At 38.9% G+C, this 15,234-nt stretch carries 11 protein-coding genes; 9 read left to right on the top strand and 2 right to left on the bottom strand.

Annotated features, from left to right (window positions below; all coding sequences use genetic code 11):
* Positions 1–2 precede the first annotated feature (2 nt).
* From tamL to accD, 3 genes are read left to right on the top strand one after another with little or no spacing between them, the layout of a single operon-like run.
* The gene (gene tamL / locus ACULLH_RS06450) at positions 3–2,594 is read left to right on the top strand and encodes a translocation and assembly module lipoprotein TamL (protein WP_454087901.1); all 2,592 of its coding nucleotides are present in this window, start codon (positions 3–5) and stop codon (positions 2,592–2,594) included.
* Positions 2,595–2,646: 52 nt separating this feature from the next.
* A complete protein-coding gene (gene fbaA / locus ACULLH_RS06445; RefSeq protein WP_454087900.1) occupies positions 2,647–3,714 on the top strand; it encodes a class II fructose-bisphosphate aldolase in 1,068 nt (355 codons plus the stop codon).
* Positions 3,715–3,751: 37 nt separating this feature from the next.
* Positions 3,752–4,612 (top strand): acetyl-CoA carboxylase, carboxyltransferase subunit beta, encoded by an 861-nt coding sequence (gene accD / locus ACULLH_RS06440; RefSeq protein WP_454087899.1) that lies wholly within the window; start codon positions 3,752–3,754, stop codon positions 4,610–4,612.
* 48 nt (positions 4,613–4,660) lie between these two features.
* Here accD and ACULLH_RS06435 read toward each other — a convergent pair whose 3' ends face one another.
* On the bottom strand, positions 4,661–5,539 hold the full coding sequence (locus ACULLH_RS06435; protein ID WP_454087898.1) for a hypothetical protein: 879 nt from the start codon (positions 5,537–5,539) through the stop codon (positions 4,661–4,663).
* A 154-nt stretch (positions 5,540–5,693) separates the two neighbouring features.
* Here ACULLH_RS06435 and rpsO point away from each other — a divergent pair, with 154 nt between their 5' ends.
* From rpsO to ACULLH_RS06405, 6 genes are all read left to right on the top strand, one after another.
* Entirely contained in the window at positions 5,694–5,963 is a 270-nt protein-coding gene (rpsO, locus tag ACULLH_RS06430) for a 30S ribosomal protein S15 (protein WP_454087897.1), read from the top strand.
* 202 nt (positions 5,964–6,165) lie between these two features.
* Positions 6,166–8,388, top strand: a complete 2,223-nt coding sequence (locus ACULLH_RS06425) for a polyribonucleotide nucleotidyltransferase (RefSeq protein WP_454087896.1) — start codon at positions 6,166–6,168, stop codon at positions 8,386–8,388.
* Between the two features lie 161 nt (positions 8,389–8,549).
* Positions 8,550–9,413: a sigma-70 family RNA polymerase sigma factor gene (locus ACULLH_RS06420; RefSeq protein WP_073180565.1), complete on the top strand. Its 864-nt coding sequence runs from the start codon at positions 8,550–8,552 to the stop codon at positions 9,411–9,413.
* Positions 9,414–9,823: 410 nt separating this feature from the next.
* Positions 9,824–10,636 carry an energy transducer TonB gene (locus ACULLH_RS06415; RefSeq protein WP_454087895.1) on the top strand — a complete coding sequence of 271 codons (813 nt, stop codon included), beginning with the start codon at positions 9,824–9,826 and terminating at the stop codon, positions 10,634–10,636.
* A gap of 539 nt (positions 10,637–11,175) precedes the next feature.
* Positions 11,176–12,252, top strand: coding sequence for an alanine racemase (locus tag ACULLH_RS06410; RefSeq protein WP_454087894.1), 1,077 nt, complete (start codon positions 11,176–11,178; stop codon positions 12,250–12,252).
* Complete coding sequence (locus ACULLH_RS06405) at positions 12,249–13,241, top strand: ornithine cyclodeaminase family protein (protein WP_454087893.1); 993 nt, start codon at positions 12,249–12,251, stop codon at positions 13,239–13,241. The genes ACULLH_RS06410 and ACULLH_RS06405 overlap by 4 nt, the downstream gene beginning before the upstream one ends.
* A 993-nt stretch (positions 13,242–14,234) precedes the next feature.
* Here ACULLH_RS06405 and ACULLH_RS06400 read toward each other — a convergent pair.
* Entirely contained in the window at positions 14,235–14,969 is a 735-nt protein-coding gene (locus ACULLH_RS06400) for a Crp/Fnr family transcriptional regulator (RefSeq protein WP_454087892.1), read from the bottom strand.
* Positions 14,970–15,234 lie beyond the last annotated feature (265 nt).

Below are 15,234 nucleotides of genomic sequence, written 5' to 3'. Positions count from 1 at the left end.
CTATGAGGGCATTTTCAGGTCTATGGCACAACTGGGCAAAAATAGGGTTATTGTTGCTTATGTTGACCATAACTGCCTGCAATACCCTAAAAAAGGTGGAGGATGGGGAATTTCTGCTTACCAAAAACTCCATTTATGCCGACAGTACAAAGATCACCAATAGTGATATTAAGAGTCTTATCTCACAAAAACCCAACAGCACGCTGCTAGGTTATCCTCTTCGTTTGAACCTATACAATCTCGCCAAGGAAAATCCCGATTCTTCGTTTCAGGATTGGTTGCACCGAAAAGAAAAGCGTGAAAAGCGTCTTAACAATTTACTATCACAAAAGCAGGTCAATCGTTTAAGGGAGTCATTTGTGGTCAAAGGTGCAAGTGAATTCTTTAAAAGAATTGGGGAACCCCCAGCCATTATTGATACCTCCCTGACACAAAAATCCGTAGATCGATTAAAGGCCTATTATAACAGCAAGGGCTATTTTAACAATTCGGGCACCTATAACATTTTAAAAGGAAAACGGAAAAAACGCGCCGAAATCGAGTATCAAATCACACTGAACAAACCCTTTTATATCGATACCCTCCAAAAAAACATAAGCTCTCTTGAACTTGACTCCATATACGACAATGCTATCGACGAATCATTTGTCAAAAGTGGAGATCAATTTGATCTTGCCAATTTCACGGTGGAACGAGAGCGCCTAACTGCACTGTTCAGAAACTCTGGAGTGTACAACTTTCAGGAAAGCTCAATCAACTATGATATTTTAAGGGACACGACAAAATTGGCGGATGACCAAAAAATGGACGTCCAGTTGAACATTCAAAAACCCAGAAGTGTAAATGATACAACCACGACTGACACCTATAAAATTCATCGCTTTAAAAAAGTCAATATTTATGCTGATTACCTTATCGGCGGGAGTACTGATTCTTTGAAGTCCGTTGACCATGAAAACTACACTATTTACTATAACAACAAGTTAAAATATAAACCCAAGGCACTTACCGACGCTATTTTCTTTGAAAAAGATAGCATTTATAGGGATTTGGATAGAATTAGGACCTACAGACAGATCACGAACCTCAATACCTTTAAATATCCCAACATTGAGTTCATCCCTGAAACGGGAGAAGCAATGTTGACCTCAAATATCTACCTGGCTCCAAGGCCCAAATTTTCATTGAATCTGGATTTTGACGTTACACATTCCAACATTCAAAGGGTCGGTACAGCTTTCAGTGCCTCCGTTATTACCCGAAATGTTTTTGGGGGAGCGGAAACTTTGAATATTTCCGCTAGGGGATCTGTTGGTCTTCTTAATGGGCGTAACATCACTATAGGAGGTGACACCTTCACTTCCGAGCTCGGTGGCGATGTGAACATCACATTTCCAAGAATCTGGTTTCCGTTCAATACGGAAAAAATCATACCATATTATATGTTACCGCAAAGCCGGTTTTTGGTGGGTACCAATTTTCAGAAAAATATTGGGTTGGATAAACAGTCTTTCAACTCTATTCTTTCCTATAACTGGAATCCAAGCAACAGTCTTCGAAATACTATTGAACTATTGAATGTGGAGTTTGTCCGTAATGTAAATCCGGATAATTTCTACAATGTTTATCAAAACACCTTTAGCAATTTGGATGACATTGCCGATCAATTTCAAGACGACCCACAATATGCAGATCTGTTCGAAACCATAGATAATCCTGATGATCCCCTGCAATTGATTATTCCGACGGGTGCTGATACATTGGTCCAACGCATATTGAACAATGAAATTCCTATCAGCGCAGAAGATTTGAGTGAGGTAAACAGCATTGAAGAACGAAGACAGCGCTTGACCGAAAACAACCTCATTTTTGCCAGTAACTATACGCTGTCGAAAAATAGTAAGGTGGATATCAATGACAGCGATTTCTATCAATTCCGGGTGAAACTGGAAAGTGCGGGGAATCTGCTCTCCGCTTTGGATGGCATTGTACCTTATAATAAAAATGACAATGATCAACTGTTGGTCTTTGGTGTTCCCTTCTCGCAATATTTTAAAACTGAATTTGACTTTATTCGACATTGGGATGTTTCCAATTCCCAAGTCTTGGCCTTCAGAAGTTTCTTTGGGTTGGCCATTCCTTATGGTAATTCTGAAAGCATCCCTTTTGTGCGGAGTTACTTTGCAGGTGGGTCCAATGACAATAGGGCATGGAATGCATACGAATTGGGACCTGGAAGAACCAGTAACATCAACGATTTTAATGAGGCCAATCTAAAAATCGCTTTAAATCTGGAATATCGCTTTCCCATAGCCGGTGATGTAAAAGGTGCCCTTTTTGCTGATGCAGGCAACATTTGGAACGTTTTTGACAATGAGGATAACCCGGATGCTATTTTTAGCGGATTCAATTCGTTATCCGATATCGCCCTAGGTACAGGATTTGGTCTTAGGTACGATTTCACCTACTTTGTTTTCAGGCTCGATATCGGTTTTAAAACCTATAATCCGGCCGAAGAAATATCAAAACGCTGGTTCAGACAGTATAACTTTAAAAATGCAGGTTTCAATATCGGTATAAATTATCCTTTCTAGACCGAATATTTTATTACTTTTGTTCACTTATTTAACCAAAAATTAACTAAGTATGTCCCACAATATTAAGCCGGGCGTTGCCACTGGAGACGAAGTTCAAGCTATTTTTAACCATGCCAAGGAAAATGGCTATGCACTTCCTGCTGTAAATGTAATTGGGTCCAATACCATAAACTCGGTACTGGAAACTGCCGCAGCACTGAATTCACCCGTTATTGTTCAATTCTCTAACGGTGGGGCCCAGTTCAATGCCGGAAAGGGATTATCCAATGAAAATCAAAGAGCTGCCGTACAAGGTGCCGTAGCTGGAGCCAAACATGTACATCAATTGGCCGAAGCGTATGGAGCAACTGTAATTCTTCATACCGACCACTGTGCCAAAAAATTGTTGCCTTGGGTTGATGGGTTGTTGGATGCGAGTGAAGAACATTATGCCACTACCGGAAAATCACTGTTCAGTTCACACATGATTGATCTTTCCGAAGAGCCCATTGAGGAAAACATAGAAATCTGCAAGAACTATTTGGAGCGAATGAGCAAAATGGACATGACCTTGGAGATTGAGCTCGGTGTAACAGGAGGTGAAGAAGATGGTGTTGATAATACCGACGTGGATAGCTCTAAACTATATACCCAGCCAGAAGAAGTAGCATATGCCTACGAAGAACTTTCAAAAGTAAGTCACAGATTTACTATTGCAGCTGCGTTTGGTAATGTCCACGGTGTTTACAAACCAGGAAACGTGACTTTGACTCCAAAAATCTTGAAGAATTCGCAAGAATTTGTTTCTGAAAAGTATGGCGTAGAGCACAATCATATCGATTTTGTTTTCCATGGCGGATCAGGTTCTTCTTTGGAAGAGATCAGAGAGTCCATCGGATATGGTGTTATCAAAATGAATATTGATACCGACCTTCAGTATGCATTCCTTGCTGGAGTAAGGGACTATGTTCAAGACAAATCAGGTTATTTGCAAGCGCAGATTGGAAATCCTGATGGAGATGACCAACCGAATAAAAAATTCTATGACCCACGTGTTTGGCTTAGAGAAGGCGAAAAATCTTTTGTAGATAGATTGAAACAAGCCTTTGAAGATCTGAACAACGTAAATACGCTTTAAAACTAGCACAACGGTTTAACCTAATATATTTGATTCCATGTCGTCTTGGTTTAAAAGAAAGGAAAAAGGAATACAAACAGCCACCGAGGAAAAAAAGGACACCCCCAAAGGCCTCTGGTATAAATCCCCCACCGGGAAAATCGTTGAATCTGAGGATTTAGCCAAAAATTTCTACGTAAGTCCAGAAGATGACTATCACGTAAGAATTGGCAGCAAGGAATATTTCGAGATTCTTTTTGATGATAACAAGTTCAAGGAACTGGATGAAAAATTATCCGCGAAAGATCCTTTGAAGTTCGTCGATACCAAAAAATACTCCGAGAGATTAAAAGCTGCACAGCAAAAAACTGGATTGAAGGATGCAGTTCGTACCGCAGTGGGTAAATCTATGGGACAGGAATTGGTTATTGCCTGTATGGATTTCAGCTTTATTGGTGGGTCTATGGGAAGTGTTGTTGGTGAAAAGATTTCACGGGCCATTGATCATGCCAAAAAGAAGAAGGTTCCATTTGTAATGATCTCAAAATCTGGTGGAGCACGTATGATGGAAGCTGCCTTGTCGCTAATGCAATTAGCAAAGACTTCTGCTAAATTGGCCCAATTGGCAGAAGCTAAAATACCCTATATTTCATTGTGCACTGATCCGACAACAGGTGGAACGACTGCTTCTTATGCCATGTTGGGTGATATCAATATCTCTGAACCAGGTGCTTTGATTGGCTTTGCAGGACCACGTGTAGTAAAAGATACGGTTGGAAAAGACCTTCCCGAAGGTTTCCAAACTTCAGAATTCTTAAAAGAGAATGGGTTTTTGGATTTCATCTCCCATCGTAGGGATTTAAAAAGGAAAATCAACCAGTATATTGATTTGATTACAAATCAACCTTTAAGAGCATAAAAAAAGCCCCGATATCGGGGCTTTTCTTTTACGCTTTTCTCCAAATCGTTACTTTAAAAATCTACGTAAAAAAACTTCATTTTCTGTACCATCTGGCAAGGTCAAGATGCCTTTTGCATCACAAGTACCGTCACCAAAGTCCAAACTGGCTGTATTGTCATTTCTAGAGATTTCCAAAACTCCACTAACAATAAATCTACATGCCATTTCCCTTCGTAGCGGTGTAATTACTTCTTTGACAAAAACATTACCTTCTCTACCTACATACGTCCGCTTACCAGTGATCAAGAAAACATTGTCTCCCCAAAAACCGGAGCCATAACCTTCTATCCATTCCCTTGTTCGGGTTCCTTCAAAAGAAGCGGTATCTCCATCAGGCCATGTTGCAGCAAAAGATGCATTGGCCGTTGATTGTGGATTTTCATTTTCGTTGGAACGTTCACGTAGAATATCAGCACTACCTTCAATAGCAACTCCATTGAAAGTAAAATTCTCAAGGCTCAACGCCAAGGTTTTGCTGGCCGCTTCCATGTCCTTTGCATAGCTCAAATTGATAATTCCGCTCAACACGTTTCCATTGGGCAGCTCACAACCTTCACCAAAATCAATGGTTTTTTCCTTGGTGGTATCAGTTATCACCGTTGTAATGGTAACGCAGTCAGGAAGAAAATCCGTCTTATGCGGTATTTTGGAGATGAATGAAATTTCGTCAGAGGCGTAAACATCTTCAGCTATGGCGGTAACTTCTTCCGAAATCATCTCGGTTTCGTCACTGTACTGCAATTCAGTAGCCGAAATTACCTCCGAACTGGACAACTCTTCACCGGAGTCTTCTTCCTTGGAGCATGAGGTTGCCATTAAAAACAGGATTGCCATAAAAAGTGGGGCAATTTTGGCAAAATTGATGTGTTCAAGATTCTTTTTCATAATGATCAAATTTTAGGGTTTGTCCTCCTATGACCCTTCATAAATCAAAAGGTTTAATTTGATGTTAAAATTTTTCATTCTGAAAAAAGAGGTTATCTTTGCACGCTGATTGAAAGACAATCAATACATAAAAATCATTTAAATAAATATTGGAATGTATTTAACTAAAGAAGTAAAAGCCGAGATCTTTAAGAAACACGGCGGCTCTGAGAGCAACACCGGTTCTACGGAAGGGCAAATTGCATTGTTCACACACCGTATCAACCACTTGACACAACACCTTAAAAAGAACCACAAAGATTACAACACTGAGCGTTCTTTGGTAAAATTGGTAGGTAAGAGACGTAGTCTTTTGGATTACCTAAAGAAAAAAGACATTGAAAAATACCGTGTCCTTATTAAGGAACTAGGTATTAGAAAATAAAAATAAAGGGGAGGCTTGGCTTCCCCTTTTATTTTGTCAAATCAAGTTTGACAGTCAAGTCCCGATTTTTGGATTGGGCAAACACAAAAAGCTGCCTACAGTTTTTCATTGGTCAACACAACAACACAACCCGACCGTCCGGAAGGCGGTAGACCAAATGTTTAACGGCCCACACAAATGAATTGTGGGTAAGACTAATTCTATGATTCCAAAAACTTTTAAAGAGGTCATTGACCTCGGTGACGGTAGGGAAATTTCTATCGAAACCGGAAAATTGGCAAAACAGGCCCACGGTTCTGTTGTTGTCCAATCAGGCAAGTGTATGTTATTATGTACAGTTGTTTCAAATTACAAACAAAGCGATGTCGATTTTTTACCATTAACGGTAGATTATCGTGAAAAATTTGCTGCTGCTGGGCGTTATCCCGGTGGATTCTTCAAACGTGAAGCTAGACCAAGTGATGGTGAAGTATTGACCATGCGTTTGGTGGATAGGGTATTAAGACCCCTATTTCCTAAAGATTATCATTCCGAAACACAGGTAATGATTCAATTAATGTCACATGACGAAGAAGTTATGCCCGACGCAATGGCCGGACTTGCTGCTTCTGCTGCAATCCAACTTTCAGATTTTCCATTTGAATGTGCCATTTCAGAAGCTAGGGTTGGACGTGTTAATGGTGAATTCATTATCAACCCAACTAGAGCGCAGTTAAAAGAGTCCGACATTGACATGATGATCGGTGCCTCTGCAGATTCTGTAATGATGGTTGAAGGAGAAATGAATGAGATTTCCGAAGAGGAAATGACCGAAGCTATCAAATTTGCACATGAAGCCATTAAGGTTCAATGTGCTGCACAAATAAAATTGGCCGAAGCTTTTGGGAAAAAAGAAGTGCGAGAGTACGAACCTGAAAGAGAAGATGAAGAGTTAGCCAAAAAAGTATATGACCTTACTTATGAAAAGGTATACGCGGTGGCTAAGGCAGGTTCTGCCAAACATGAGCGCAGTGCAGCTTTTGAGGAAATTAAAGAAGAGGTAAAAGCAACATTTTCTGAAGAGGAATTGGAAGAAATTGGAGACTTGGTCTCAAAATACTTCTACAAAGCTGAAAAAGAAGCTGTTCGTAACCTTACTTTAGATGAAGGATTGCGTTTGGATGGACGTAAGACCGATGAAATCAGACCTATTTGGTGTGAAATCGATTATTTGCCGTCTGTTCATGGATCATCCATCTTTACTAGAGGTGAAACCCAAGCTTTGGCAACAGTTACCTTAGGTACCTCTAGAGAGGCGAATGTAATCGATATGCCATCATACGAAGGTGAAGAGACATTTTATCTGCACTACAACTTCCCTCCTTTCTCAACTGGGGAAGCCAGACCAATTCGCGGTACCTCTCGAAGAGAAGTAGGTCACGGAAACTTGGCGCAACGCGCATTAAAAGGAATGATTCCCGATGACTGTCCATATACCGTACGTGTGGTTTCTGAAGTATTGGAATCCAACGGATCCTCTTCCATGGCCACTGTATGTTCAGGTACCATGGCCTTAATGGATGCGGGTGTTCAACTTAAAAAGCCTGTTTCCGGGATTGCAATGGGATTGATTACCGATACGGAAACTGGAAAATACGCCGTACTTTCCGATATTTTGGGTGATGAAGATCATTTGGGAGACATGGACTTTAAAGTTACAGGTACTTCCGATGGTATTACCGCCTGTCAAATGGATATCAAAGTAAAGGGATTGTCCTATGAAATTTTGGTAAAAGCTTTGATGCAAGCTAAAGATGGAAGACTACATATTCTTGAGAAACTTACCGATACAATTGCAGAACCTAACGCCGAAGTGAAGTCCTACGCTCCAAAAATCGTTACCAAGATTATTCCTGGTGAGTACATTGGTGCAGTAATCGGATCCGGCGGAAAAGTCATCCAAGAATTGCAAAAAGAGACCAATACCACTATTGTCATCAACGAAGATCCGGATACGGAAGAAGGTATCGTTGAGATTTTGGGAACTGACCAAGACGGTATCGATGCGGTAATCGCTAAAATCGATGCTGTAATGTTCAAACCTGAAGTTGGTAGCGTTTATGAGGTCAAAGTGATAAAAATGTTGGATTTTGGAGCCGTGGTTGAATATGTTGAAGCTCCAGGTAACGAAGTTTTACTTCATGTTTCCGAATTGGCTTGGGAACGTACTGAAAATGTATCCGATGTTGTGAACATGGGAGATGTTTTCGATGTAAAATACTTCGGACTGGATCCAAGGACCAGAAAAGAAAAGGTTTCTAGAAAAGCCCTTTTACCAAAACCTGAAGGCTACAAAGAGCGTCCACCAAGAAACGATCGTGGTGGAGATCGCAGAAATAATGACCGCAGGGGAGGAAATCGCGATAGAAAGCCAAGAAGGGACTAGTTTTTAGTCAAATTTTCCAAAAATACAGGCTCCAAGCACCGCTTGGGGCCTTTTTTACAACAAAAAATCAAATAAATTTTAGCAAAATGTAACTTTTTGCATTTTCCTACGTATAACTTAATGAGCTCCGGTTCACAAATTTAATTTGAAGGGAAGAATACATGAGACAGTTAAAGATTACAAAACAGGTTACCAATAGGGAAACCGCTTCGTTGGACAAATATTTACAGGAAATCGGTAAAGTGGACTTGATCACAGCCGATGAAGAAGTAGAATTGGCACAGCGAATCAAGGCGGGAGACCAGATAGCCTTGGAAAAATTAACTAAAGCCAACCTCAGATTCGTGGTTTCTGTTGCAAAACAGTATCAAAACCAAGGGTTGACCCTTCCTGATTTGATAAATGAGGGAAACTTGGGATTGATCAAAGCGGCACAACGTTTTGATGAGACCCGTGGATTTAAATTTATTTCATACGCAGTTTGGTGGATTCGACAGTCCATTCTTCAGGCATTGGCCGAGCAATCCCGTATTGTTCGTTTGCCATTGAACAAGATTGGCTCCATCAACAAGATCAACAAGACTTTTGCTTTCTTGGAGCAGGCACATGAGCGTGTTCCTTCTGCTGAGGAAATTGCCAAGGAATTGGACATGACTGTTGAAGATGTTAAGCAATCCTTGAAAAATTCTGGTCGACACGTATCCATGGATGCACCATTGATCGATGGTGAAGATTCCAATCTTTATGACGTATTGCGTAGTGGGGAATCTCCAAATCCAGATAAAGAATTGTTGCATGAATCATTGCGTACAGAAATTGAACGCGCATTGGAAACTTTAACTCCAAGAGAAGCCGATGTTATCCGTCTTTACTTCGGTTTGGCCGGACAACATTCTATGACTTTGGAAGAAATTGGTGAAACATTCGACTTAACAAGAGAGCGTGTTCGCCAGATAAAGGAAAAAGCTATTAGAAGGTTGAAACACACCTCTAGAAGTAAAATTTTAAAGACTTATTTGGGATAATCATAAGATTATCCGCACAAATTACAGTTAAACAAACCTTAAATTTGTTTTTTGGCAAGAAAGTTGTAATTTGTAATCCTACAACAGTTTATCATGACTGTTCGTTTTTTGATTGATGAATAAACTCCGGCTGATTACCGGAGTTTTTTCATTTATATACCTGTCAAAAAAGTTGACACAATACCCACCCCCAAATACCATATGAAGTACTTCTAAGTAAACTTCATTCGAAAACATACGTAATTTTTTATCTCAAAAACGGCAGTAAAGTACCCAAATCCCTATTCAAAATGGGATTTTACCCTGCTTCAACTGATCTTCAATGGGTTACAAAACAAAACCCAGCCAATGGCTGGGTTTTTGGTATGCTTATTGTGCTTTAACATAATACTAACAAAATCAATTGTATTATGAATCAAAACACAACGCGTGTCGATTCATCCCACGGCAATGGGAGAATTGACAAAGCTACCGAACCTGCTTGTTACAATTGGCGTAGCAAGCAAGATGTAAATCTACGAAAAAACGGATTTCTTCATTTTCAAATCGGACTGATTATTGCCTTAGCACTGGTATATGGTGGATTCGAGGCCACATTTGAATTTTTTAAAGACGTAGAACCTATGAACCAAATCGAAGAGATATCGGAGACGGAGTACTTTCTCGATTTCAGTAAGATTGAAGTGGAAAAAGAAATTGTGAAAGAAGTAAAGCCGCTAAAAAAGAAGTTGGTCCAGAAGTTCACTGAGGTAAAAGATGACTTTAAAATCGAGGAGGGAAAAGAAGAATTCGTTCAAGAGCCCAAGGAGCCTGTTGTTTCCAATGCAGGGCTTGGAGGTCCCCCGACAAAGGAAAAACCTAAAGAGGTTCGCGAATTACCCATGGGTGCGATTACCGAAGTCCCTGTTTTTCCGGGTTGTGAACGAGTTTCCAAAGAAGAACGCTTAGCCTGTTTTCAAAAAAAGATGAAAAAGCATATCAAGAGAAATTTCAGGTATCCCAATAGCGCTATCGCCACTCGACAAGAAGGTAGGGTTAGTGTATTGTTCAAAATTGATGAATTTGGCAAGGTTTCGGATATTCGGATGAAAGGACCCGCCGAGGTTTTGGAAGAAGAGGCAGAACGAATTATAAGTAAACTACCCCAAATGACACCGGGAAAAGTTAATGGAAGACCCGTTCGAGTAGTGTATACCATTCCAATCCATTTTCAACTGAATTGATAGAAATTACATTATTTGGCTAGGGGCTGTACGAAAAAAAAACGCCAAGTAAACTTGGCGTTTTGCTGTTTTTGTGACCACGGTAGGGTCGTAACTTATAATCTATTTATTTGATATTCAAAAAGTTATAATTTTTAGTTTTGAAATAAGCACCGAATTACTCACCCGATTGTAATCCCAATTTAAAAGAACATATTTCAGATTAAAAGTACTCAATTTTCATCAACCCTAATTTCGGGATTTTATAGATGTTGAATCATTCGACAATTCCAAGTAACCTCATGGACTGATTCAAGAACCAAAAAATTATTTATTTTTCGCAGATTCACGTACGCGGCGCGCTCCCCTTTTGCCTATCGCCTTCGATGGGCCATGTACATTCCACCTCATAACAAACCTTAGTTTTCCTAAATTTGAATCAAGTTTAAGGACAAAAGGTACAGCCATCGACTACATTTATAGCAAATGAGGCGAATCGATAGACCCCTGTGAGAAACGCCTCACCCGCCATAAATAAAGCCCATCAGACACAACAAAAAATGATAAAAACACCAACACTACTGCTTGACGAAAAAAGATGTAAGCGAAACATTGAAAAACTGATACTAAAATCAAGGAATAACAATTTAGTTTTTAGACCACATTTCAAAACGCACCAATCCATCGAAATTGGCGAATGGTTTAAAGATTTTGGAATCAACAAAATTACTGTTTCTTCCTTGCAAATGGCAGAATATTTTTCTCCCTATTGGAAAGATATAACCGTAGCTTTTCCTGTCAATATTTTGGAAATTGACCGTATCAACAATATTGCCACGAACATCACTTTAAACCTATTAGTGGAATCTTTGGATGTGCTCACTTTTTTGCGCAATCAACTCAATTATCCCGTTGGTGTTTTTCTAAAAATAGATGTTGGTTATCACAGAACGGGAATTACTCCTGATAATGAACAATTAATAAAATCAATATTGGAGGAAATGACCAATACCAAGAACATTACATTCAAAGGCTTTCTTGCACATGCAGGGCATACTTACGACTGTAGAAATACTTCAGAAGTTCTTGCAATTCACGAGGCAAGCAAAAAGATAATGGTTGAACTTAAAAACCAATATTTTCATAATTTCCCCAATGCAATAATATCTCTTGGGGATACGCCAAGCTGCAGTGTTGCCGAAAATTTTGAAGGAGTAGATGAAATAAGACCCGGAAATTTTGTGTTTTATGACCTCACTCAGGAACAAATTGGTTCTAATAGTATGGATGAAATAGCGGTGGCTTTAGCTTGCCCCATTGTAGCTGTCCATGACAAAAAATTAATCATTTATGGTGGCGGTGTCCATTTTTCTAAAGAGAATTTGCTTGACGAGAAATGTGGAACTATTTATGGAAAAGTTGTTTATCATCAAGGGTTAAATTGGAGCAATACTATTCCCGATTTGTATGTTAGCAAATTATCTCAAGAGCATGGCACCATTCATGTTCCAGAATCTTTAATAGGAAATTATAAAGTGGGTGATTACCTTGTTATACTTCCGGTACATTCTTGCATGACTGCCAATTTAACGAAATCTTACCTTACCACAGATAACATAAAAATAGACAGATTATGAGTACAAGAAAGACCTTGATATTTAACCGTTCCGCGTTTGGATCTTTGATGACTATGGAAGATTACATTGATGCAGTAGAAATGGGACACAGGTTACATGCCGAGGGCAAATCTATAGAAACCAATCTATTGCATGCAGATGCACCCAATGGAGAATACCACATAAAAACAGGTGGTTTATTGGGTGAAAGATCATATTATGGCTTGAAAGCCAATGGCGGTTTTTTCAATAATAAAAGTAAATTTGACTTACCAAACATTTTAGGTGTCATCTACTTATCGGATGCTAAAAATGCTTATCCATTGGCTATTTTTGAATCTTCTCTAATTTCTAAAATGAGAACGGCTGCAGCAACGGCTGTAGCAGCAAAACATCTAGCTCCAAAAGACAGCATTAGGCTAAGCGTTATTGGTTATGGCAATCAGGCAGAAGCTCAAATTGAGGCATTGAATTGTGTATGCAATATAGAATCAATTACAATAAGTGGTAGAGATAGCAACAAAGCTAATTTGTTTGCTAAAAAAATGGATGGTCTGTATGAAGCTCCTGTAACACATACAGATATTGAACAGGCATGTATGGAGGCAAACACTATCATTACCTGTACACCTTCTACTTATTTCTTGGTTAAAAAAGAATGGATACAAAAGGGAACATTTATAGCAGCAATAGGAGCAGATAGCCCTGGTAAGAATGAATTGGAACCTACCATTTTTACAAATGCGAAAATAGTGGGAGATATACATCGACAAATCGTTAAAGTTGGTGAAGCACAACACGCAATAAAGAAAGGACTTATAGCTGAAACTGATATTCACGGAGAATTAGGAGAACTGGTTATTGGTAAAATCAAAGGAAGGTCATCAAAGGATGAAATCACTATTTATGATTCTACTGGAACAGCCATACAGGACATAGTTTGTGCCGCATATGTTTATGAGAAGTTGAAAGATAATCGGAATATTATTGGAGTGGATTTATTCGAATAATGCTGTATCTAACAATGTGCATGATGTTCATAGTCGCTAAACACAGCTACGTCACAGACACTGACCACTGATAGCACATTCAGCGAAAAGCTGACATGTGTTGCTACTTGCTGGCGCACTCACGCCCCAAAAGAAATGTGCCCCAACGACCTGTTAAACCAAACTACACAATCCTATTGACCACAAACAGCTCTCAGCCGTCCGCTCAAGCGGCCAACGTGCCATAACATTTGCTAAAAGTCAATTTGGTCCGATGACTTATACTCCCAATACCACAAAATCCACCAGTGGAACGTCGGACTGCGCGGACTCCCAGTAGAACAATGACATGCGATAAGATGGAAGCACGTTTCGCATATCATTGTTGAAGGGATTTTGCTATGTTTCCGTAGAAATCACCGAACTGAGTTTAGCTGGTCGTTCTGTATAATATTGACCCGATCTAAAGCGGGTTAAAAAAAATATCTTTATGTCTAACAAAGCAAACCTTCGAAAAGGGTTATTGAACCATGACAAGGCCCATACAATATTAATATCTTCACCTCCTTCGGCAATGCCTGATAAAATGGTATCTGTCTAAAAGTCAGGATTATTGTTCACGGAATTTTGCGGTTCTGTTTCTGTAAAAGCAAAAATTTTGTGGTATCTATCTACGAAGTTGGTCAAGTCTACAAGCTAACGAAATTCCCTTTGAATCAATAAGTATGATATTAGGGGGGGGGGTACTCTTCCCTGAAAACAACTCAGATTTATGCTAAGGTCATGGATAAAAAATTGTGTGAGGATATGAGACTTGTGGCAAATAAATGTTAAAATAGGGTTATTTCATAGTCATTTCCTAAATCCTTTGGATTAGCTTTCTAATAAAAACCAATATTTATGATGTTAAAAAGAGGGAGTTCGGGGGAGTCTCACAACTTAATGTCCAGCTTAGCTAACAATAGAAAGCCCTCATGCCATAGTGCTCAAAGTGCAATAATCAACATCACAGAACTATTTCTTTGAAGTGGCTCCTGGTTTTGGCATCCATAATTCACCACGGTTGAAACAAATTATACTTTCCCTTTTTAAGTTATTCATAACTTTATTTACCGTCTGTCTAGATGTAAACGTAATCAATGCAATGTCCTTGTTAGAAAGCATATTTTTAGAATAAATAAATCCATCTCTTTCTTCACCAAAATCTTGCATGTAACCAAAAAGAAAATTTTCTATCCTCTCAGTTGCGTTTTTGTTCACCAAAAAAGAAAAATTGCTTTCTATTTTTTTCACTCTTTTATTTATCAACTTAAAAACATAGTCATTTAGTGATTTGTTGTTATCCATTAAACCCTTAAAAATGCGAACATCTAAAATACAGACATAGGTGTCATCCAATGCCGTTATATAATCTTCGCGACCATCATTTTCAAAAAGATTTAATATCCCCAAAATTTCGCCTTCATTATAAAGGTTCTTTATGACTTCGGCCCCATTTTTCAAATAACACGTAACTTTTACTGCCCCATTTTTAATAAAATATATATTACTGGCAAATCTCTTTCTGCCTTTAATTAAAAAATCTTGACCCTTTTTGAAATGCCTATGCTCTATAGCTTGTGCCATACAATCAAATTCATCTTTGCTCAATTTACTGATCAAATCGAATTGCTTTAATTTCCAATACTTTGTATTAAAATCTGGACCAACAGAATTGTAATTGCCAATATTCTTATTGATTGTTTTCATATTTTCTTAAACAATTATTTAGCTATTTCAACATGATGCGGTTTGCTAATTTCCGCCAGCCATTACCCCACCGTAAGTGTCCCAAATAGCATCGGTAACCCAAGATGCTTTTTCTGAAAGTAAAATGATAAAAACCAAAATCTTTAATTACCTCATACATTTTTTTCCAACAATGAAAATATTTCTTCCAATATTCTTATTCTTCGTTTTTTTTTCTATTGCTCCATCTCCCTCCGAACTCCGAATACATCTTATTGTTCGGTCA

This window comes from Flagellimonas sp. 2504JD4-2 (assembly GCF_053642935.1).
This window is presented reverse-complemented; position numbering and strand designations above follow the sequence as displayed.